Source organism: Psychrobacter sp. CLB018, from assembly GCF_041222815.1.
Classification (GTDB): Bacteria; Pseudomonadota; Gammaproteobacteria; order Pseudomonadales; family Moraxellaceae; genus Psychrobacter; species Psychrobacter faecalis.
Genome location: NZ_CP166085.1, coordinates 2,692,689 through 2,715,474, shown reverse-complemented (window position 1 = coordinate 2,715,474; position 22,786 = coordinate 2,692,689). Strand labels below are relative to the sequence as shown.

Here is a 22,786-nt window from a genome sequence, read left to right as displayed (position 1 = left end):
CAATGGTTGAAAATACCTTTCCTACCATGCCGACGATAGATAGCGACAGTCCGTGGTTAGGCGCGTATGAGCGCTATGGCATCAATGCAACCATCGATATGCCAGAAGACAATACGTCTTTACTGGAAGTGTTCGAACGTAATTTTAGCCGTTATGGGCAAAAACCTGCTTATATTTGCATGGGTTCATCAATCACCTTTAAGCAATTAGATTTATACAGCCGCCAAATCGCCAGTTATTTGCAGTCATTAGGATTGGTCAAAGGTGACAAAGTTGCCGTTATGATGCCCAACATCTTGCAGTATCCTATTGTGATGCTCGGTATCATCCGCGCTGGCATGATTTTGGTCAACGTTAACCCGCTATATACCAGTCGCGAGTTGTCGCATCAGCTAAACGATAGCGGTGCCAAAGCGTTATTTATCGTTGAGAATTTTGCCAAAACTTACCAAGAAGCCGAAGACAAAGGTCAAGTGCAGCACGTTATCGTCTGTAAATTGGGCGATATGCTTGGTTTGGTCAAAGGCACCGTCGTCAATCTTGTTGCGCGCCACGTGAAAAAAATGATTCCGGCTTACCGCTTGCCCGGTAGCACGAGCTTCAAACACGCGTTAAATGCTGTCTCTGCGAGTAAATATAAGCGTCCTGATTTAAACTTAAGCGATGTCGCTTTATTACAATATACCGGCGGTACCACCGGTGTTGCCAAAGGCGCGATGCTGTCACACGGCAACTTAGTCGCCAACATGCTCCAAATCAGTGTCTTAATGAATAGCGCCTTCAACGACGATGTCGATGCCGATGACGTGATTTTGACCGCGCTGCCGCTATACCATGTGTTCTCGTTTATGGTTTGCGGTATGTACGGCATGTATCAAGGTTATGCTGGCTTGCTGATTCCAAATCCGCGTGATTTGGATGGCTTGATTAAAGAGATGGCGAAATATAAACCGGCATTTATCCCGGCGGTAAATACCTTATTTAACGGTTTGGTGCATAAAGAAGGTTTTGCTGATTTAGATTTCTCTAATCTGAAAGCCTCGATTGGCGGCGGTATGTCGGTCTTGCCAAGCGTGGCAAAAGAGTGGCATAAAATCACTGGCTTGCCCATCGTTGAAGGGTACGGTTTGTCGGAAACCTCACCAGTAGTGGCCTTTAACCCGATGACCATCTCTGAATTTACCGGTAAAATTGGTATTCCTGCTTCTAGCACCGACATTATTTTAATCGATGATGATGAAAATGAAGTTGCACTCGGCGACCGCGGCGAAATCTGTGTCAAAGGGCCACAGGTGATGATTGGTTATCAAAACCGCCCACAAGAAACGGCTGAAACCTTTACCGCCAAAGGTTTTTTGAAAACGGGCGATATCGGTATCATGGACGAAAAAGGCTTTATCAAAATCGTTGATCGCAAAAAAGATATGATTTTGGTGTCAGGCTTTAACGTCTATCCAAATGAAATCGAAGAAGCCATGAGTGAGCATCCGAATGTGGTAGAATGCGGCGTTATCGGCATTCCTAACGATGAGCGCGGCGAAGATCCTAAGCTGTTTGTAGTCAAAAAAGGCGAGGTAACCGAGCAAGAGCTGATTGATTTTGGCAAAAAGCAATTAACTGGTTATAAGCGTCCGCGTCATATTCAGTTCGTGGATGAATTACCAAAATCAAACGTCGGTAAAATCCTGCGTAAAGAATTGCGTAAGATGGAAGGGTTAGAATAAGGTTGGCAGCAGACCTTTAACACTAAACTTTTGGCATCAAACTTTTAGCACTAAATCTTGCGAAAGTAGCGGCGTAATAGCTTGGTGATTCTTGCTATTGCGCCGCTGCCACGTTAGGATAACGTCATCTTTTCGTCTGCCAACATAGCTGTTGACGTCGCGACGACCCTATTATTTTATAACGCTTTATCACTTTGATTTTATAACATCGTACTAGGAAATTTTATGCGTATTGATAACCGTGAGCTTAACCAACTTCGCTCGATCAGCTTTGAGCGCCATTACACGAAGCATGCTGAAGGTTCAGTATTGGTCAGCTTTGGCGATACCAAAGTACTATGCACCGCGAGCGTGGAGACGGGCGTACCGCGCTGGCTCAAAGGTAAAGGCAAAGGCTGGGTTACTGCCGAATACGGCATGCTACCGCGTGCGACCAATACTCGTAATCAGCGCGAAGCGGCTCGCGGTAAACAGTCAGGGCGCACGCAAGAAATCCAGCGTTTGATCGGTCGCAGCTTACGAGCGATGATTGATTTGGGTAAACTTGGCGAAAATACCATCTATCTTGATTGTGATGTATTACAAGCGGATGGCGGCACGCGTACCGCCAGTGTGACGGGCGCGGCGATTGCCCTTATCGATGCATTAGAGAGCCTACAAAAAGCCAAAAAACTAAAAGCTGATCCGTTAATTGGTTTGGTCGCTGCGGTATCGGTTGGTATGAAAGATGGCGAAGCGTATTTGGACTTAAACTACGAAGAAGACGCCAGCTGTGATACCGATTTAAACGTGGTAATGACCCAAAAAGGTGAGTTTATCGAACTACAGGGTACGGCAGAAGAAAAACCTTTTACCCGCGCACAAGCAGACGCTATGCTTATCCTTGCCGAAAAAGGTATCGCTGAGCTGATCGATATGCAAAAAACAGCATTAGGTTGGTAAATCTCTAAGCGTATTTTTAAGGTTTATTATTTCAATTTTTAACTATCCACTGCTCTTAAACAGGTATTCATGCATGCTAAAGCTGACCGATGACGGCGCCAAAATCACCTTGCAAGGTCAGTCGCCCGCAGCCGATAATGGGCTGTTTTGGTTTGGCACTGCATTGTTGGTTGGAGCGGTGGCGGTCGCTTTGGCAATGAGCTTGCTATCTGAGCGCTTAGCAATTGGTGCTTTGGCACTATTGATTATTGGTAGTTTTATTTTTAATCGGCAGCGCCAGCAGCGTAAAAAAACCATGAGCGGCGTTATTAGTAGCGGCGTCTTGTGGGTGCGCGATGGCGAGTTGGTACATGACCATCAAGGTAAACGCGCGCATATCCATCTGACCGATGGCGACAAAATTAACTTAATTGGCGAGCAGCTACAAATTGTCGACTGTGATGACATTCGTAAATATCTAATCAGTGGCTTTGATAATATCCAAGAAGCAACCGCGACCAAAGCCATCTTACAAGGTCAGGCTTTGAGCAAACGCCATGCCAATATAAAAATGAGCGATGAGTAAATTATTGATTAGCTTTTATCCTTTGGTCTGTTTTTCTATAAATAGTCTACAATCTGATAATAGCTAAGTATTCTTTCTGAATCTCCGTTCATATTTCTAAAGCCGATGTCTTTCTAAAAACCATATTTTTATAAAAACCAAGCCTCGTTTTACCACTTATCCTCAATTTCATACCTTTTATCGCTTATCTAAAAGCAATAGTACTTGCAGATTCCTGTACAAATGGTTTATAAGTAGGGTTGAAAAATTTATCTTATTTATCGTTAATATGCTTATTGATACCAGCTTATAAAGACCAAACTTTGTGAATGGTCAAAGCTCAAGCTAAGTCATCAATAATATGTCGCCAAGGAGTTGGTCATGTCGCGTTTGTCCTTTTGGTCAATCACAACGTCGAGCAGTGCATTATTATTTACCTTTGTTACAGTTTTTCCGGTCAACCAAGCAAATGCCGATAGCATGAGCGCCCTGATTGCACAAAAATCAGCTCAACCTAATTATAGCGCCCGATATACCCCAACGTACTCAGCGGTTCCTCCTGCCAAAATCACGACGCGATCTACCATTCAACGCGCTAGCAATGCTGCTAGCTATCGCGCGAATGCGAGCAGCGCGCAACCAAGTTATACGACTAATAGCGCGTCTAATACCTCGTATGCTAACCAAAATGCTTATATCGGTAACGCCCAAAGCAATTACCGCTATCCGGCAGTCCAACGCCAAGCGCCAACCGTTCTGCCGGCATTTCTATCGGGCAGTTATGACAATGTCGATAGCGAATATTTGCCGCTACTCAGTAATGCTGAAACCCAAAGTAGTCGGGCGGCGCGGGAAGTCATCAGCACCGCGCGCAAGATGGCGCTCAATGAGCGGACGATTATTAAAGGTGGCTGCTGGGATTATCTCAATGCGGTATTTAATCGAGCAGGGGTGAGCCGTAATACCATCCATAAAGGCACCTACGGACAAGGCCCTTATGCCAATAGCAGTGAGATAGAAGTCGGTGATTGGCTCTACTATATCAATCACGGCTACAATGGCGTCGAGCACAGCGGGCTATTTGTTGGCTGGGTCGATGAGCGTGCCAAGCAAGCATTGATACTTAGCTATGCTGGTGAAAATCGCCGTGAGCCTGCGCGCTACCGTGTTTATGATTTAAGCAATGTCTATCAAATCATGCGGCCAAATGTTTAATAGCGTTAATTTGAGATAACAAGACTTAAAAAAAGCGTCCGTTACTTATTAAAGTAATAAACCGTCCAACATTTGGGGGTCAGTTCATAACGGACGCTTTTTTTTGAGTTTCAGACTCAAGATAAAAATACTTTTAAGGTAAGTCAGCTTTACTTTCCATTATTTTAAAAAGGTTTTACCACCACTAAAATGACAATGAAAATTAACGCAAATACGGGGATTTCATTAAACCAGCGCCAAAATTTATGTGTTTTATAATGCGGATTATCAATCAGCTTTTTGCGATAAAATCCGCAAGCGCCATGATAACCTGATAGCAGTACCACCAATAGTAGTTTTACGTGTAGCCAGCCCTGAGTTTTATACACATCCCAGCCCATTCCCAACATCCATAAACCAAACAACCAAGTGGCTATCATCGATGGCGTCATGATACCGCGATAGAGCTTTCGCTCCATAATGGCAAAGCGCTCGTAGCTGATGCTATCGTCACTCATCGCATGATACACGAATAGGCGTGGCAGATAAAATATCGCCGCAAACCAGCACACCATAGAGATAATGTGAGCCGCTTTAATCCAATTAAAATAGTCTGCCATCATTTTCTCTCTTACGTTTTAGTATTTTGTGCGCAATTTCTTAATTAATAATGTTGGCAAGCTTAGCGTAGATGACGCGATAATGGTAGCGGCACGTATGGCATTTACTCTGCTAAGACAACTTGCGACTGATGACCACTCATGGCGTCAAGCACCGCTACTTGCTTTGGCGCTCGTGGCGCGGCAAATTGCTTAGTCAAACCAAGCTCGCGCATCAGTCTATCATCACCTGACTGGCTGGCATTGCCAGTGGTCAAAAGCTTATCACCATAAAAGAATGAATTTGCCCCTGCCATGAATGCCAATGCTTGTTCAGCGTCAGACAAGCTTTCGCGTCCAGCAGATAAGCGTACGTAGCTGGTTGGACAGCAGATACGCGTTACGGCAATCGTCCGTATCCATTCAAGAACGGATAGCTGACCTTGTGCTAATACTTTATCGCCAATCGGCGTCCCTTGAATAGGCACCAGTAAATTGACTGGAATAGATTCAGGCGCTTTGGGCATTTTTAGTAACTCATGGACCCAAGCGATGCGATCATTACGGCTTTCACCCATGCCAACGATGTTGCCGCTACAAACGTTAATACCTGAATTGCGTACATTCGCAATGGTATCTAAGCGCTCATCATAGCTGCGCGTACTGACCACTTGCTCGTAGTAACTTCTCGAGGTATCGAGATTATGATTGTAATAATCTAAACCTGCATCCGCCAACTGTGCTGCTTGGTCTGTATCTAGCATACCAAGAGTCATACAGGTTTCAAGTCCCAATGCTTTGACTTCTTTGACCAGTTCGACCACATAAGGCATGTCTTTGGCGCTTGGATGCTTCCACGCTGCACCCATACAAAAGCGCGATGAACCTGTGGCTTTGGCGCGTTTGGCGGCGGCAATGACTTTATCGACTTCTATACGCTTTTCTGCTTGTAGCTTAGTGGTATCGCGGTGGTGACCGGACTGCGAGCAGTAACCGCAATCTTCAGGACAGTTACCGGTCTTGATAGACAGTAAGGTGCTGATTTGTACTTCATTAGCGCTAAAGTGTTGGCGGTGTATCGTCTGTGCTTGCAGTAATAAATCCATCAACGGCAAGTCAAACAACTGAGCGATTTGTTCACGGCTGTATTTTTTCTCGCGGTTTTTAGTCGCGTCTGTCGCTAAGCTTGCTAAAAAATCATGGGACGCATTGTTATTATTAAGTATTGAATCAGTATTATTATGACTATGGTTATTGGCATTTGGTTCTGAGATATTAAGCAATCCTGCCATGAGATAAATCCTTTTATAACGATATTAAGAGGTATTAGATAAATTAATAGCGATTAGTTAAATTAAGAAAAATTGAGTAACCTTGGGTTTATGCCTTTGTTAAAGTGTAGACAAAATAATTTAGGCAATAAAAAAAGGTTGCCGTATAGTATACCGCAACCTTTTTAGAAAATCAGAATAGTGCTAAGTAGTGAAACGTATCTAGGTTATTTTTACACTAGACTGTTTTTACGCTAAATTGTTTTTACGCTAAATTGTTTTTACGCTAAATTGTTTTTACGCTAGATTATATGGACGTTAGCCAGCTACTCTCTGCTTATTTTCACTCGTGACATTATTTATTCGATTGAGTTATTACTTACCCAATTTATGCTTAGCAACACCGATCCAATGATTGGCAAATTGCTGCGCTTTATAGGCATAAGGCTTGGCTTGTTGAATATAAGGTTTGTACTGTTCTGGCACCGCTGGCACAATATGTTTGGCAAGCTTATTGAACCACATCATGAGGCTATAGTCGCCCTCGATGCTCAAATTGCCTTCTTGCACGGCAGTCATAAAAGCAGGCAGGCTGCCTTTGGTCAATAGCTTAACGCCCGTCATCGAATCTTTAAAATTAATCGTCAAATCAGCGTCTTTGGCGTGACCGCTATGTTGACTAAATTGACCATTATCAAAGCTATAGTAACGCGCGATATCAGCGTCAGTGCTGGCAAGCTCGATAGTGACTTTACGATCAGCAAACAGCGCTTTGACGTCTTCATCTTCGCTATCAGCGAGCATCGATAAACGATAACCAATCACCGCCAATAACACATCTAATGGGTCAGACTTAATATCTAATACAGGAACAGTAAACATAATCGAACTCCTAAACAACCTAAAGAATGAAAAATGAAACGCAAAATAATGCGTACTTTATAACAATTTTTATGACAAATATATAATTAGATTATAAACGATTGAATAGATGATAAGTTTCCATTCTTTAGGATTTACGTAGAGTGCCTTAAGTATCTTGTAACATTCGATGACAGCGGTATGATTGGAACAAGCTTAGTAAATGACCGAATGACTGAATTACTGAAAGCGCGGTTGATAGTCATCATCATAAACGGGCGTGTGTTCAATATAGCGGGCGGCTTGTCGCTCGCGCTGCTGATGTACAGTGCGGCTGACGTCTTCGTAACGCAATGCTCTATAGAGTACCCAACCTATCAAAGGCAGCCAGCTAATACCCATCGCGATCACATAATTGTGCCATTCTGATAGTACCGACCAATAACTTAACAAGCTATGAATGGCTTCAACCGCCAACCAATACGCCATGCCGCCAAACAGATACCACAGTAACCAACGCTGCGACGATAAAGCCAGCGCAAGCACCAAACCCATTAGCAGTCCAGTACCCAATATGGCACCTACGCCCCATGTCTCACTGGCAAAAGTAGAAAATATGGTTAATAACATTGTTCATCTCGCTCTTTATCAGGTGAATTCCAACAGGGTCATTATGGAAGTTTGCGAGCTAAAGCTAAAGAGGCTAGCGACGACTTTGCGACAACAGCTGACGTTTGATTTTTTTAAACAGTTTTAAGGAAATTGCTCGCAAATATCGCCGTTAATAGCAACAAAAAAGCGCCTCAATCGTGGGCGCTTTTTTGGACTTAACATACTCTTTAACGTAGATTTGGCTTTAAGGGCGAACGCCGCGGCGCCCCCACCACGATAAGGCAGTGACCAAAACAGCGCCTAACAGCATCAAGCCCAAAGTCGTCAGCCAATGCGCGCCCGTAGGGTATTGCCATGGCATGACGTTACTGATAGCAGCGCTATTTAATGTACCGAGCGCATCGGTTTTCCATGGCCAAACTTTCACCAGCGAGCCTGCAATAAAACCTGTCAACAAGGCAAGGGTTGCTTGATAATAGCGTGATAGCAACCATTTGAGCATACGGGTAAATAATAATAACCCCGTTGCCATGCCAGCTATGACGGTAAAAATAATACTAAAGTTTAGCGTATGCACCGCTTCGAGTACGGTGTCATAAGCGCCCATTAATAATAGAATAAATGAGCCTGAGATACCGGGTAATATCATCGCACAAATGGCAATCGCACCTGCAAGAAACAAATACGGCAAACTCGGCGCGGTGGTCAATAACGGTAAGCTACTGATGACAACCGCGCTACCAGCCCCTAGCAAAAACAATACCACCCGTCCTATATTCCAGCGTGTAATCTCAGTCAATAAGATAAAGACCGTTGCCACCACCAAACCAAAAAAGAACGACCAAATCAGTAAAGGCTGATGGTCGAGTAAATGCTTAATAAATCCAGCTAACGTAGCAAAACTGGTGGCGATACCAAGTAGCAAGCACACCAAAAAAGTGGCATCGACTTGCTTCCATACGGCGACCAAGCCTTTAAGCCCGCCTTGTTGACGAAATATTTGCCAAAGATGAGGGCCGACGCTACTCAAAGCATTAATCAAGCGCTCGTAAATCCCTGCAATTAGAGCAATCGTACCGCCAGAAACACCGGGTACAATGTCTGCTGCACCCATCGCAATGCCTTTGGCATAGACGCCAAATAGCTGCTTTGGACTGTCATTATAAATAGGGGTGCTTTCCTGAACTGAATGTTCATTATCTAGAGGAGTGGAAGATGACGGCGCATCTGGCCGCGGTGATTGTGATGCCGTCATGGACAGTCCTTTTTTATTTAACAAGATAAAAATAAGATGAATAGGGTAAAAGAGATGCAGATATAAAAAAGCTTCAACCATAAAAGCTAGGCTAAAGACAAATCCTTAACCTAGCTAATTTTTTAGAATGGTTAAGCGTTATCTAGTGCGGGCAAAGGCTGGATAGCCAAGCGCATAAAGCACGCCTTCAAGCCCTGTAACATTGACCGCAGCGTCCGCACGCGCTTGAACGATGGGTTTGGCATTAAACGCCACGCCCAAATCCGCTAGCGCCATCATCGGTAAATCATTGGCACCATCGCCGACGCAAACCACTTGTGACATATCAATATCCAAGCGCTCAGCAGTATGTTCAGCAATCGCCGCTTTTTTGGCGCCATTAATAATCGGCAGTTGCACATGACCGGTCACTTCGCCGTCTTCGATATCTAGCGCATTGGCGTGGACTTCATCGATGCCTAGTTGCTCAGCGATATAACGGGCAAAATAGGTAAAGCCGCCTGAGACCAAGACCGTATGATAACCCAGAGCTTTAAGGGCGCTGATAGTGGTCAGCGCGCCTGTTGATAAGGTTAAACGGCTACAAATATCATCGAGCACATCGGTCGATATGCCTTTTAATAAGGCCACGCGCTGTGCAAAGGATTCATCAAAATCCATCTCACCGCGCATCGCCGCTTCGGTAATGGCTGCAACTTGCTCGCCAATCCCTGCAGTTTTTGCCAGTTCAACGATGACTTCTTGTTCAATCAAGGTCGAATCCATATCAAAACAGGCCAGCTTATGGGTACGTAGCATATGACCAACCGACAAGATATGACAGTCGACCACATCTAAATGCTCGCTACCTATGGCAGTTTGCGAGTTTTTATAGTCCTCGGTTAAATCGTGGCGCAGACGGGTGGTCAATTGGTCATCGATAATGTGCGCCGCTGCTGTCTTTTTAGCAGGGTGCATGAGAGTATCGGTGACGGGCACCAGTAGATAGCGGAACACTTGCACATCAATAAACGAGCGCTTGGCAAATGGCTGCGTGGTATCTATATCAGCAATCTCAATATCGACAAAATTGGCGTCGGCGTCTTCTGCGACAGTGACCAAGTGCCAGTTTGGCTGCTCATCGACCCAAGACTGCACATATTGATGAATATCGAGCGAAGATACATGCGTCGGCAATACCACAATTAAGGCAAACACAGGCAAGGATTGTAGCGCATCAAAATCATGTAGATTTGTGCCTTCAGGCAATAATGAGGCTACAGAATCGACCGCTTGTTGCCAAGCTTTGCTGTCTTTTGGTAACGAGTAAGATGTATTTTTTTGCATCGCTCAATTGTCCCTTGTATGCTGATATAAGATTGGGAATAATAGCAGCTTTACTGGGCAGCGCCTATAGATGAGGTACAAAGTCTCACAGTCTGACAAAAACGCTTAGCATACCCAATTAACAGGCCTAAAAAGCGCCGCCGCATAGAAGAAAATTCTTACAATAAATTTATGCGATTCGCTAACGCCATAACCCTTACTATGATGATATAGTAGAGAAAATAAGCGCTCGATTTGTCGGTAAAAGTATAAGCCGAACATAATTGCACAACAAAACTGCTGTACGATGGCAAGGTCTTATCAATAGCATTGGTTTCAGTGTCATCTATTTAGGTGCTATTTGTTTAAGTGCTATTTGTTTAAGTGCTATGCGTTTAAATACTGCAATACTATTGATTGAGTGGCAGCGCTAGTAAATTAAGCAAAAAATAAATAGACAAATTAAGAGCTGCATACACTTCTAGAAAATGAGCCTTAGCCTCGTTTTTTTACTTCCATTTATCCAAAAAAGTTTACCATATCATGACGTATTTAGCGCCGCGGCAAGGGTTGTTTGCCATTATTCTTCTGGTTAGTTTTTGTTTGCAGACCCTATTATTGGTCATCAGTACCGATCAGCAGCTGAGCAATAGCCGTGCCCAAAAGGGCGAGCAAATGGTCGCTCAGCTCATTGATGAAGCGCGCTTATCTTTAGAAAATAAAGACCGCGTCAGCCTTAGCGTCATAGCCAATCGTTATACCAGCGAGCAGGACGTCACGCGCATTTTGATTAAAGACAATAATGGCGATGTCTTGGTGCCAGTCGGTAATGCACCGATGCAGCAAGGCGATACCATTAGCCAAATCGCCACCAAAGGCGATGCAGTCATCGGTAGCGTGGCCTTGACGCTTAAAGACATTAGCAAGGGTGAGATTATTGCCATGCAGTGGCCGTTTGTGATTGGCTCGATGCTGCTGCATTTATTGCTATGGCTGATTTATGGTTATATTGCGCGCCCAACTAAGGAGCAAATCAATGCCCTAAGCCGCGATATTCAAGATTTACATCGCGAGCAGTACAGACAGATCGATCAGCGCGAATTTGCGCGTGGTTATGAGCGCAACCTTGAGCGTGGCGATGAAACAGAAGATGTGTCAACAGAATCCGCTAGTGCAGCCAATGCCGCGGCTACCAGCCGCAATCCAAATGCTGATAAATCAGACCTACCGCGTAAACTAGATATTCATAGTGCGGTCAATCAATACGTTAGAGGGCAGCAAGGTCAAAATCCTGAGCTTGATGCGACTCATGACACCACTGCACATGCTATGAGTAACGATGGCGCGGACAATCTACAGGACCAACTGACTGCTGGCAATGCTAACAATCATGACAGCCATAAGCCTAATGGCTCTAATGGTATTGCTCGGCTGTCTGCCAACCGTCCAGTTGATAGTGTCAGCGTCCAGATAGTTTTTCATGATGAGTTCAATATGCTCGAACGCTTAGCGCCGTCGCAGCGCCTGCCTTATTTGGCATTATGTACGCAGTTATTAAATCAAGCGGTGACCGAATTACTGAAGCAGCCATTATTGCTTGGGGTCAGCGCGATTAATGAGCCACACTTTGATGAAAGCGGCGCTTATGTGATGCTAAAGGCAGATAATAGCCATGCCAAAGTAGCATTGGCAGGGGTGATGCTCGCTAAGCTGTATCTCATGCTCAATAAAATTATCCACGATAAGCATATCGAGCTGTCAAGATTTGCCTTACCAGCGAAAGCGGGTGTCAGTGACAATGCGCAAGTTGAGGCGATGAGTCATTTATTAGAGAGCGTCGGTAAAAAAGAGCAGATGCTTATTTTGCTACCAAATGCGGGTATTAAACAAATCAATCATCATGTGCAGCTCCAAAGCGTCATGCGCCCAACGACCGTTTATGAGCGCGAATGTGCGATATTCGATGGCGGTAATGATGCCATGATTCAGCGGCTGGCTGATGTACGTAATGCGGTATTGATGATTGAAGAGACAGAAGAGCAGGGGTAAATTTGTCACTTTAGACGTCAGTGAATCTCTACAATTGCCTGTAAGATAAATGCTTGTGCGCTTATTAGCTTTGAGCATAACGTTGTCATAGTGATAAAAAGGATTGACAACGCTTGGGAGAGACTTTATAAGGCATATATATATTTATGTATTTTTAATACCTTTGCCGAAAAACGATAGGAGCTTGTCATGAGTGACGCTGATATTGATGACGATTTTGATGACGATTTTGTCGATGATGACGACGCCAAGATGGTGGAAGAGGCCGAAACCAGTGTGCGTACGCGCTTAAGTAGCCTTGAAAAACGCCGTTTGATTGATAACCTACTAGAAGAAAAACGTCTAGAAAAAGAGCTCAAAGACGATCTTGATGACATCGATAATTTTGATGAAGATGGCGATGACTGGGATGATGACGATATTTAACCCGTTATTTCTGTTTTAAGTTTGCCGCTTGATAATCAGGCAAAGTAGAGATAATGGCTTGTGTTAGCCGAAAGTTGTTAACTGGTTACACAGATAAGCAATCATCATGTTAAGTATATTGTGCTAAGCTGATTGTCAGAGGTTTTTAATAATATTAAATTGTTAAAAATGATGCTGCAATCAGCTCTTTTTATGTTGCCATACTCATGTATGGCGTACGCCGTAATCTAGCCGCCGAGGACCCCACGCTATGAATAACCCACTCAGTTTCGATGAATTATTAGACTATTTGGACAATGATGAGAGCCAGTTCGTGCTGGATAGTGTTGCCACCCACGGTTTTTTGACCGCGACAGTTATTGGTCGTCCGTTGCCAAATTGGCTCGATGCGCTATTTGAAGGTCACGTCAGTGACATTCCTGCAAATGTGATTGACGGTATTCAGCGCTGGCGCGACTCGATTATGGCTGAGCTAAAAAACGAGACGCCGATCGAGCTACCCTTTGGTGAAGATGCGGGTGATGAAGAAGTGGCGGTCGATTTTTCAGAAGAGTCTGATATTGTTGCTTGGTCGATTGGTTTTGTCGATGCGATGTATGGTGATGAAGCCAGTGACTGGTTTGAAGATGAAGAAACGGCAGAAGATGTGGCGGTCTTAACCTTACCAATGATTGTGCTAAGCGGTATCGATGATGAAGATCCTGAACTTGCCGAAATGCGCGCTGATGAAGATAAAATGGCGCAAATGGCCAATAGCATCGAAGGCAATTTGACCGAGCTGTTTTTATTGTTTCATACCAACGACTAGCATGGTTTGTTTCAACAATATTGATTGTTTATTATTCATTGAAACCATAAATGTTCATTGAACCCATATAAGTCACCGATAAGGCTGTAGCATGACTGTGCAACTTTCCAACCTTGAGCACTTACCCAACTATCAGATTACCGAGCGCTTGGACGTCGTTTACGGTAGTACTGTGCGCTCAAAGCACGTGGGCAAAGACTTGTTCGCTGGGCTAAAAAATATCGTTGGTGGTGAGCTGACGGCCTATACCGAGCTGTTAGAAGAGTCACGCCAAGAAGCCATCGATCGTATGGTCATCAAAGCAGAAGCCTTAGGTGCCGATGCCGTGGTAGGTCTGCGGTTTTCGACTTCGAGCATTGCCCAAGGCGCTTCTGAGCTGTTTGTTTATGGCACAGCGGTTAAAGCCGTGCCCATGCCGCAGCAGTCCATCTCTTCGCCGTCATCTCACCAACCGCCAAGCAATCCTTCTGGTCCTACAGGTTTGCAAAATCATGACCAAGCGGGGCCGCAAAACCCAACCGCCGCCGCTGATGATTTGCCACGTTTCAATCCTTTTGGTTAATTAACCAGTAAAAAAAGCAGCAATGCTTTTTGACGCTCGAGACGGTCCATGAATAATTCTCTCACCCAAATGCTCATCAACTATGCGCCGCTTCTGGTACTGTTTGTGGTCGGCTGGTTTTTTGGCTCACGGCATGAGCGTCAGCACTTGGCACAATTAAAAATCGATGAAAAAGAGCTTAGCCATATTGTCGTTTCGACCGAGCGCTTTTATGTACCTAAACTTGCAGCTCATACTGAGGGTGAATTGGTACTTGGCAGCGTGGTGATTGCGCAAGATTATTTTAAAATGGTCATTGCTCGCGTTTTAAGTATCTTTGGTAAAAATCTCACTACTTATGAAACTTTGCTCGACCGCGCGCGCCGTGAAGCTGCCGTACGTATGCGTAGCCAAGCGCAGGCGAAAGGATATAGTCATATTTATGGCCTGCGTTTTGAAGTCAGTAATGTCAATCAGTTGGGCAGCATGGTCGAAGCCATTGCCTATGGTACCGCCATCCATAGTTGTGAAAATTCTAATAAAGCCTCGATCCTTTAAAGTCATTTAACCCTAACCATATTAAACATTCTGGCAAATTCCCTTATTTACTCTGACTAAAACCCTTTCTATTTCTACTCTATTCCCACATTTTACCCTTGACTGATGAGTCGTTGAATAAAGCAAATGTATATGACATTTGCGCTATATACTCGCTATATGTTTTGCTAACTTTTATGCTATAAGCACTCTCATAAAAGCTATAGTGAGTAAAAAATAATATCGATATATCAGCAATACCGTCTCGTTTTTAGGATATTTTGACTATATAACAGCAATTCAGTATAACAACGAGTGATGGTCGTTAATATTAAGCGTTAGCCGCTATTAACCAGCCTTAGCAAGGAATGCTAAGCAGGTATCACTCAATCATTAGCAGTTGATCTAGGAATAGGTCACATTTACAGGGATGTTAGTATGGAAAGTTTGGCGCTAGTCACTTTAGTAAACTCAGTTATTATTCCTATTTGCTTGTTTTTAATCATGATGGGCATGGGCTTGACCCTCGTCACCAACGATTTTAAACGGGTGTTAAAGTATCCCAAAGCTGTCGGTATAGGCTTGACCAATCAGCTGATACTACTGCCAATCATCGGCTTTGCCTTAGCCAATATCATGCCATTACGCCCAGAGTATGCCGTTGGCGTTATGCTGCTCGTGCTATGCCCAGGCGGCACTACCTCAAACTTATTTACTTATTTGGCCAAAGGCGATGTGGCGCTGTCGGTGACGATGACCGCAATTGCCAGCGTTATCACGGTATTTACCATTCCGATTGTACTGAGCTTTTCGTTGATTTATTTTATGGGCAGCGGTAGCGCGTTTGAATTGCCCGTATTAAAAACGGTGCTTACTTTGGTGCTGCTAACGATTGTGCCTATTAGTATCGGCATGCTGATTAAGCGTTACGCGCCAGCAGTCGCCGATCGCTCACAAATCTATGTGTCGCGCTTTGGCGTGCTTTTTTTAACGTTTTTAGTGCTGTTTTTGGGCTATGTGCAACGCGATATCATCGTCGATGCCTTTATCGCTACCGGCCCTGTGTCGATAATATTGAACCTTTCAACCATGGCGCTTGGTTATTATAGTAGTAAATGGTTTGGTCTAAACTTGGCGCAAAGAACGTCGGTCACGTTAGAAGTCGGGCTCCAAAACAGTACCTTATCGATATTTATGGCGTTGACGTTATTATCGAACTACGATATGTCGATGATGCCAGCCATCTATACCTTGGTGATGTTCTTGATGGCAGGGATTTTGGTACGCATATTTAGCGCGCGACACAATAAACTGAGAAAGTCTGAAATAGAAAGCAGTGTATTAGCCGCGCGCATGCTTTAACGCTAATGATTTAGACAGACGTTAAGCATCTATAGCCAATTCAATATAAAAGTGGTTCATTTAAAATAGCGCTCTGCTGGAATAAATCTTCCTCGCTTGCTGTGTGCTTCGCACTCCAGAGGCTTCGAAAAATTTATTCCAGCAGTCCTATAACATTTCTAAATGGAATTTACTATATATCACTCGTTCATAAAATCCCATAACAGGTTTAAATGCTTAAAATCTGTTATGGGAAATTAGCTTAAGGATTTTACTGCTAATTATTGTTAATAAGGTCGTCGGGTATTTATACGGCTGTTTATATTGTTGACTTCGTTTGGTTTGTCTTTGGCAGTTTCTTCTTTGACCTTAGCAATATCAAACAAGAAGGTACGGTTTTTTAGTACCGCGACAAACACCACCCCGCCAACGGTGTTGCCAACCAATATCACCGCCAAAAATAGCAAATAGCGCGCTAAGCTGACGGTATTGCCATAAAGCAAAGCAGAAAATATCTCGATATTACCGACGATACTATGATGCAAACCTAAAAAGCCAATACTGCCAGTAATCAAGGTCACTAAAACAATGCGACTTAGGGTATCGCGCGCCGAGGTCACAAGCCAGGCGGTGATACCCATCATCCAGCCTGCCAAGATGGCGCTACCAAATATCACCCACCATCTAAACCCTAAGATATGCTCGGCATAGGCATCGATGTCACTGACGCTAAACAGCTGCATATTTAAACCTAGTCCGATCATCAAAGCGGCAAATAAACAGCCTCCAACGACGTTACCGGCGATGACAATGCCCCAAAGGCGTAGCAATTTATGTAAGGGTTCGATTTTATTGAGTACAGGAAGGCTTAAAAGAGAGGTTTGTTCGGTAAATAAAAGCGATTGACCGATGACGACAATAATAAAGCCAATCGGATAAAGTAGGGAAGCGAGGACGATCGCGTAATGGCTCGGGAGCACGCCACTCAAAAGCGCAAAAGCCGATAAAATCATAAAGAAGCTGATGCCAATCTCAAGCCCAGCAGTAAAAGCACTGGTAAATAACGAGCCAAGCGAGCGCTCAAAGGTTTCTCTGGCATCCATCACCTGCTCAACCAAGATACTGGCATAGCTTTTTGCTTGGCTGAAATTGTCATCATTGGCGACTTTTTTGATGGTCTCTTTGTCTTCTTCGCTAATATCCTCAGAGAAATCTTCGTCCTCTAAGTTTTCTGTGGTATCGGAGTCGCTCTGCGCCTCAGTATCGCCTTCTACTTTGTCTTCAGCACTATTTTCTTCAGCAGCTATAGAGCGTACATCCTCTCTTTTTTCAGCTTTAGAGTGGCTGCTATTGCTACTATTATTGTTATCGTTGTGCTCGCTATCTTTAAACACGGTCGGCTCGCTGTTTATCTGATGACAATTTAGGTTTCTCTTTATTCTAGCGTATGCGCAGCGTTTATTATGTTGAGTGTTCAGCCGATTACTGTTGTAAATTGGCCCCTGCCGCTATTGAAGACTGATAAATGTCCTTAGCATCTAACAAAATCTGCCCATCTGCGTTAAAATCACTCTATTAATTATTTTCCCTATTTTTCGATAACTTTGTTTGACCACCTTCATTTTTAATAAAAGACCATTCTATTATGAGTACTCCTAATACCCCTGATAATACCAAGAGCAACACCAAGAGCAACCTGACTCAATCGATTCAGGCCGCCCTAAGCCAATTAGAGAACGCCTATAATCCAAGCGATGTCGAAGCAGGCATGTATCAAGGCTGGGAAGAAAGCGGTTATTTTAAGCCAAGCTTTGATAAAGACGAGTCGTTCTCTATCGCGCTGCCACCACCAAACGTCACCGGCTCGCTGCATATGGGCCACGGCTTTAACAATGCCATTATGGATGCGCTAACGCGTTATCACCGTATGGATGGTGACAACACGCTTTGGCAACCGGGCACCGATCATGCGGGTATCGCCACCCAAATGGTGGTTGAGCGTCGTTTGGAGGCGCAAGGTTTGAAACGTCGTGAAATGATGCGCGAAGACTTTATCGATAAAGTCTGGGAGTGGAAAGAAGAGTCGGGCGATAATATCACTCGTCAGATTCGCCGTCTTGGTAGCTCGGTTGATTGGTCGCGTGAGCGCTTTACCATGGATGATGGCTTGTCTAATGCGGTAAAAGAAGTGTTCGTGCGCCTATTCGATGATGGTTTGATTTATCGTGGTAAGCGTCTGGTCAACTGGGATCCTAAGTTCCAAACGGCGCTATCGGATTTAGAAGTAGAAAACGTCGATGAAAAAGGCAGCTTATGGCATTTCCGCTATCATTTCACCGATAAAGGCTTAACGACCCAAGAAGGTAAAAACTATCTGGTCGTCGCCACCACACGCCCTGAAACCTTGCTTGGTGATACCGCCGTTGCCGTCAATCCAAAGGACGAGCGTTACGCGCATTTGATTGGCAAAACCATTACCTTGCCGATTACTGGTCGCATTGTGCCTATCGTTGCCGATGATTATGTTGATATCGAATTTGGTACTGGCTGCGTAAAAATCACCCCAGCCCACGACTTTAATGACTATGAGCTTGGTCGTCGTCATAATTTACCATTGATTAATATCCTTGATGAGCGCGCTAACATTTTGCCCGCGATGGAAGTTTATCCTGACCTACAAACACGTGAGCCAACATTAGAAACCACGCCAAGTGAATATGCAGGACTTGAGCGTTTCGCGGCGCGTAAATTCCTTGTTGAGCAAGCGGGCGAGCAGGGCTGGCTAGAGGATATCGAAGACTACGCGCTCAAAGCCCCTCGTGCTGAGCGTGGCGGTACGATCGTTGAGCCATGGTTGACCGATCAATGGTATGTAGCAGTAAGTAAGCTTGCCAAGCCTGCGATTGACGCCGTAGAAGATGGCCGAATTGAGTTCGTTCCTGCACAATACAAAAACATGTATATGGCGTGGATGACCGACTTGCAGGACTGGTGTATCAGCCGTCAGCTGTGGTGGGGACATCGTATCCCTGCATGGTATGACGATGCGACCGGCGAGATTTATGTGGCCCGTGATGAAGCGGAAGTACGCACTAAGTACAATCTAAGCGACGATGTTAAATTGCGCCAAGACGATGACGTGCTTGATACCTGGTTTAGCTCGGGTTTGTGGACGTTTAGTACGCTTGACTGGGCAGACCCGAACGCTGATCCGCGCGTACTGAAAACCTTTCACCCGACCAGCGTGTTGGTGACTGGCTTTGACATTATTTTCTTTTGGGTTGCGCGCATGATCATGATGACCATGCACTTCGTCAAAAACGAAGATGGCACGCCGCAAGTACCGTTTAAAACCGTTTATGTGCATGGTCTAGTGCGTGATGGCAATGGTCAAAAGATGTCAAAATCTAAAGGTAACGTCTTAGATCCGATTGATTTGATCGATGGTATAGATCTGGAAACGCTGGTTGAAAAACGTACCAGCAATATGATGAATCCAAAAGACGCGGCGAAAATTGAAAAGCAAACGCGTAAAGAGTTCCCAGAAGGTATCCCAGCTTATGGCACCGACGCGCTGCGCTTTACCTTTACCTCGCTTGCCAGTACTGGTCGCGATATCAACTTTGATCTAAAGCGTGTCGAGGGCTATCGTAACTTCTGTAATAAAATCTGGAACGCCAGCCGCTTTGTACTGATGAACTGTGTCGATAAAGAAGGCAATGCGCAAGCGATTGACCAAACTGCCAACGTGGATGTTTGGGAATTACCAGAAAAATGGATCATGAGTCGTCTAAACTCGACCATTAGCAATATTCATCAGCATTTTGCCCAGTATCGCCTCGATATGGTCAGCCATGATATTTATGAGTTTATCTGGAATGAGTACTGTGATTGGTATGTTGAGCTTGCCAAAGCCAGCCTCAATGATGAGTCAGTATCGAGTGAGCGTAAAGCACAAATCCGCTATGTATTGCTGCATGTGCTTGAGACCGCGCTACGCTTTAGCCATCCAATCATGCCGTATCTGACCGAGCAAATTTGGCAGACGGTTGCGCCGCTACTGGGTCGTAAGAATACCGACAGCATCGTCGTTGCTGACTATCCACAAACCGATACTGCGCAAATCAGTGAGCAAACCGAAGCCGATATGGAGTGGCTACAAGAGCTCATCGCGAGCGTGCGTAACATTCGTGGTGAAATGAAACTGGGTAATGCGGTACGTCTGCCAGTGCTACTGCAAAATATCTCTAGTGATGAAGATGCGCGTCTATCTCGTATCAAAAATCAGTTTAAAGCACTTGCCAAAGTTGAGAGCCTAGAGATACTAAAAGAAGGTGATGAAGTGCCATTATCGTCATCAAGTATGGTTAGTCAGCTACGCGTGCTTGTCCCAATGAAAGGGCTGATTGATCCAACGGCTGAGCTGGCACGTTTAGGAAAGTCATATGATAAGTTGAAAGGTCAAGCGGAAGGTATCGCCCGCAAGCTAGGTAACGAAGGCTTTGTCAGTAAAGCACCTGCGGAAGTGGTCGATGCCGAAAAAGCGAAACTAGCTGAGTTAGAAGGGCAGTTGACGGCGATGACAGCGCAGATGGAAGAGTTAAAAGCGTTGTAAAAAAAAGCAAAGGCTTAAAAAGCATGGCCTCAGCATCGGAATTTTTTAATAGGGACAAATATGCGATGCATGAGGCGATGTTCTTTAATCACTCAGCTCGGCGCTCGTCCCTCGCGTAAAAGCAAGCAGAATAGAAAAGGCCACCATAAAAATGGTGGCCTTTTCTATTCTCTACCACCCATATTACTCTCTATAGTAAAAGAAACAAAAATCCGCTACAGTATATAATATGGCATACTCAAAAGACTACCGACAACTGATCCTCAATAAGCTTGCAGAAGGCTATAGCATTCGACAACTTGCCGAGGAATATCAAATTAGCACCAACACTATTCAGCGTTGGAAAAAATTTCCTGAGCGTAAAAAACGTCAGTTTACCCCAACTAAAATAGACGATGCATTACTGAGAGCGGATGTAGAGGCTTATCCTGATGACTATCAGCACGAACGAGCTCGGCGTTTTAATTGTACTCAAAGAGCGATAGGCATTGCATTAAAACGAATCGGCATCACTGAACCGCCCCGACTATATCGGAGAGTGATTTACTTGAGTCAGGCAGCCATGCCTGACAGGATTAAATTATCATAATACCGCTTTTCAAACTCAAAGGGTGACACATAACCAATCGTGCTATGCAGTCGTATTTTATTAAACCAATCCACCCATTCAAGGGTTGCCAGTTCAACATCATTGATACCAGTCCAGTTCTCCTTTAAATAGTCAATTACCTCAGATTTATAGAGTCCATTGACCGTTTCAGCCAGTGCATTATCGTATGAATCACCAGTCGTGCCGACAGAAGCGATGATACCAGAGTCACACATTTTGTCAGTATAGCGAATGGATAAGTACTGAACCCCTCGATCACTGTGATGAATGACATCCTTAGGGTTGTTCCTGTCTGCTATCGCCTGATTTAGCGCAGCCATAACCATATCGGTATTCATGCGATTCGATACTTTCCAGCCCACAATAGCGCGAGCAAATACATCAATAATAAAAGCGGTATATACCCAGCCGCTAGTTGTTTTTATATAGGTGAAGTCAGCTACCCAAAGCTGATTGGGTTGACGTGCATTAAAGTTACGATTGACTAGGTCATCAGCGCGTTTTTGGTCGTCACGGCTGTTGGTGGTAATCTTACCCTTACCGCGCCAGACACCTTGCATACCATACTGCTTCATTAAACGCTCTACGGTGCAACGAGCAACCTTTACGCCATCAGCCTTCATCTGCTGCCAGACTTTACGAACACCGTAACGGCATTTACTGTCCTGCCAGATACGTTTGATTTCGCTGATGTAGAAGTCGTCATGCTGACTGCGTAATGGGCGCTTGTCAGGGCACTCTTCTAAGTCTTTAGCACGGTGATAGGTTGATGGGGCAATCGGTAGTACTCTACAGATTGGCTCGATCCCATATTCTTGCTTGTTAACATCAATGAAATCGACCATTATTTCGGTGGGCGGTCGAGCTCCGCCTGGGCGAAAAAAGCAGCAGCCTTCCTGATGATTTCATTAGCTTGCTTAAGTTCTTTATTCTCGCGTTCAAGCTCTTTGATGCGTTCTTTATCACTTTGCGCTTGTACTGAGGCAGGAATAGTTTGATCGATGTGCTTTTTATGCCAGGATCGCAGGGTCTCAGGTGTGCAGCCAATCTTAGGGGCGATGGCTTGAATCGCTGACCAGGTAGAGGGGTAGTCGCCTGCCGCTTCAATGAGCATGCGAACGGCGCGTTCTTTAATCTCAGGAGTATAATGTCGTGTTTTCATTGTCGTATTCTCTCAGAATATTAGGTCTCCGACAATCCCGGGGCGGTTCACTCGAGCATAGCTCTCCCCTTGCGTCGGGGCGAAGCAATGCTCCGCTTTATCCCTCCTCATTTAATATCTCTCGCTCCTCTTCGGCAACTTTGAGTTGTCGTTTGAGCTGCTTTATTTCTTGAAGAGCTGTCATAAGATCAGGGTCGTATTGCTCTGTGCCTTTGAGCTTGCCTTGGTTGGCTTTGTTATGCCAATTCGATAGCGTTTGCATGGCAATGCCAAGCTGCTTTGCGGTTGCTGAGATATTGCCATTATTGTCTGATATCTTCTTAACGGCTTCAGCTTTAAATTCTGTGCTATAGGTTCTTATTTTCTTGACCATGATAAACTCCGATTAAT

At 44.6% G+C, this 22,786-nt stretch carries 20 protein-coding genes, 1 pseudogene and 1 other annotated feature; of the genes and pseudogenes, 12 read left to right on the top strand and 9 right to left on the bottom strand.

The genetic code is table 11. The features are described 5' to 3' along the window. The first annotated feature begins 2 nt into the window (after positions 1-2). From AB8P72_RS11580 to AB8P72_RS11565, 4 genes are all read left to right on the top strand, one after another. Entirely contained in the window at positions 3-1,724 is a 1,722-nt protein-coding gene (locus AB8P72_RS11580) for an AMP-binding protein (protein ID WP_369811293.1), read from the top strand. Between the two features lie 225 nt (positions 1,725-1,949). Beyond that, a complete protein-coding gene (gene rph / locus AB8P72_RS11575) occupies positions 1,950-2,666 on the top strand; it encodes a ribonuclease PH (RefSeq protein ID WP_198328718.1) in 717 nt (238 codons plus the stop codon). Positions 2,667-2,739: 73 nt separating this feature from the next. After that, the gene (locus AB8P72_RS11570) at positions 2,740-3,231 is read left to right on the top strand and encodes a hypothetical protein (RefSeq protein WP_198328717.1); all 492 of its coding nucleotides are present in this window, start codon (positions 2,740-2,742) and stop codon (positions 3,229-3,231) included. 360 nt (positions 3,232-3,591) lie between these two features. Beyond that, positions 3,592-4,425, top strand: coding sequence for a hypothetical protein (locus AB8P72_RS11565; protein WP_198328716.1), 834 nt, complete (start codon positions 3,592-3,594; stop codon positions 4,423-4,425). Between the two features lie 164 nt (positions 4,426-4,589). Here the strand turns inward: AB8P72_RS11565 and hemJ are convergent, their stop codons facing one another. From hemJ to serB, 6 genes are all read right to left on the bottom strand, one after another. Beyond that, positions 4,590-5,024, bottom strand: a complete 435-nt coding sequence (hemJ, locus tag AB8P72_RS11560) for a protoporphyrinogen oxidase HemJ (protein ID WP_198328727.1) — start codon at positions 5,022-5,024, stop codon at positions 4,590-4,592. A 104-nt stretch (positions 5,025-5,128) separates the two neighbouring features. Further along, the gene (gene bioB / locus AB8P72_RS11555; protein ID WP_198328715.1) at positions 5,129-6,295 is read right to left on the bottom strand and encodes a biotin synthase BioB; all 1,167 of its coding nucleotides are present in this window, start codon (positions 6,293-6,295) and stop codon (positions 5,129-5,131) included. 354 nt (positions 6,296-6,649) lie between these two features. After that, entirely contained in the window at positions 6,650-7,156 is a 507-nt protein-coding gene (locus AB8P72_RS11550; protein ID WP_068403625.1) for an SCP2 sterol-binding domain-containing protein, read from the bottom strand. Positions 7,157-7,375: 219 nt separating this feature from the next. Next, on the bottom strand, positions 7,376-7,765 hold the full coding sequence (gene aciT, locus AB8P72_RS11545) for an AciT family ciprofloxacin tolerance protein (protein WP_198328714.1): 390 nt from the start codon (positions 7,763-7,765) through the stop codon (positions 7,376-7,378). Positions 7,766-7,991: 226 nt separating this feature from the next. Beyond that, entirely contained in the window at positions 7,992-9,002 is a 1,011-nt protein-coding gene (locus AB8P72_RS11540; protein WP_068403652.1) for a DUF368 domain-containing protein, read from the bottom strand. Between the two features lie 138 nt (positions 9,003-9,140). After that, complete coding sequence (serB, locus tag AB8P72_RS11535; RefSeq protein ID WP_369957780.1) at positions 9,141-10,328, bottom strand: phosphoserine phosphatase SerB; 1,188 nt, start codon at positions 10,326-10,328, stop codon at positions 9,141-9,143. Between the two features lie 522 nt (positions 10,329-10,850). Between serB and AB8P72_RS11530 the strand changes: the two genes are divergently transcribed. The 6 genes from AB8P72_RS11530 to AB8P72_RS11505 all read left to right on the top strand — a co-directional run bounded on the left by AB8P72_RS11530 (position 10,851) and on the right by AB8P72_RS11505 (position 16,030). Next, on the top strand, positions 10,851-12,356 hold the full coding sequence (locus AB8P72_RS11530) for a hypothetical protein (protein WP_369957779.1): 1,506 nt from the start codon (positions 10,851-10,853) through the stop codon (positions 12,354-12,356). Between the two features lie 189 nt (positions 12,357-12,545). Beyond that, positions 12,546-12,782: a PA3496 family putative envelope integrity protein gene (locus AB8P72_RS11525; RefSeq protein WP_068403618.1), complete on the top strand. Its 237-nt coding sequence runs from the start codon at positions 12,546-12,548 to the stop codon at positions 12,780-12,782. 250 nt (positions 12,783-13,032) lie between these two features. Further along, complete coding sequence (locus AB8P72_RS11520; RefSeq protein ID WP_068403615.1) at positions 13,033-13,590, top strand: UPF0149 family protein; 558 nt, start codon at positions 13,033-13,035, stop codon at positions 13,588-13,590. Between the two features lie 91 nt (positions 13,591-13,681). Continuing rightward, positions 13,682-14,152 carry a YbjQ family protein gene (locus AB8P72_RS11515; RefSeq protein ID WP_369957778.1) on the top strand — a complete coding sequence of 157 codons (471 nt, stop codon included), beginning with the start codon at positions 13,682-13,684 and terminating at the stop codon, positions 14,150-14,152. A 48-nt stretch (positions 14,153-14,200) separates the two neighbouring features. Then, positions 14,201-14,689 carry a YbjQ family protein gene (locus tag AB8P72_RS11510; RefSeq protein ID WP_369957777.1) on the top strand — a complete coding sequence of 163 codons (489 nt, stop codon included), beginning with the start codon at positions 14,201-14,203 and terminating at the stop codon, positions 14,687-14,689. 417 nt (positions 14,690-15,106) lie between these two features. Next, positions 15,107-16,030, top strand: coding sequence for a bile acid:sodium symporter family protein (locus tag AB8P72_RS11505; RefSeq protein ID WP_369957776.1), 924 nt, complete (start codon positions 15,107-15,109; stop codon positions 16,028-16,030). 266 nt (positions 16,031-16,296) lie between these two features. Here the strand turns inward: AB8P72_RS11505 and AB8P72_RS11500 are convergent, their stop codons facing one another. Further along, positions 16,297-17,403, bottom strand: a complete 1,107-nt coding sequence (locus AB8P72_RS11500) for a formate/nitrite transporter family protein (protein WP_369957775.1) — start codon at positions 17,401-17,403, stop codon at positions 16,297-16,299. 251 nt (positions 17,404-17,654) lie between these two features. Between AB8P72_RS11500 and AB8P72_RS11495 the strand changes: the two genes are divergently transcribed. Together AB8P72_RS11495 and AB8P72_RS11490 are read left to right on the top strand one after the other, a co-directional pair. Beyond that, entirely contained in the window at positions 17,655-20,624 is a 2,970-nt protein-coding gene (locus AB8P72_RS11495) for a valine--tRNA ligase (protein WP_369957774.1), read from the top strand. Between the two features lie 229 nt (positions 20,625-20,853). Continuing rightward, entirely contained in the window at positions 20,854-21,213 is a 360-nt protein-coding gene (locus tag AB8P72_RS11490) for an IS630 transposase-related protein (protein ID WP_369957773.1), read from the top strand. On the opposite strand, the gene AB8P72_RS11485 is transcribed toward AB8P72_RS11490, so the two are convergent. Together AB8P72_RS11485 and AB8P72_RS11480 are read right to left on the bottom strand one after the other, a co-directional pair. Then, positions 21,177-22,396 (bottom strand): IS3 family transposase gene (locus AB8P72_RS11485; RefSeq protein ID WP_256933012.1). Its coding sequence is split into 2 segments (ribosomal slippage): positions 21,177-22,120 and positions 22,120-22,396, totalling 1,221 coding nucleotides; the frame shifts between segments, so codons are not numbered across the junction. The genes AB8P72_RS11490 and AB8P72_RS11485 overlap by 37 nt on opposite strands. Then, positions 22,005-22,121 (bottom strand) — a sequence feature (AL1L pseudoknot). (Overlaps the previous gene by 117 nt.) Positions 22,397-22,502: 106 nt before the next feature. Next, positions 22,503-22,769: pseudogene (locus AB8P72_RS11480) on the bottom strand (transposase); the annotation flags it as partial. Positions 22,770-22,786 lie beyond the last annotated feature (17 nt).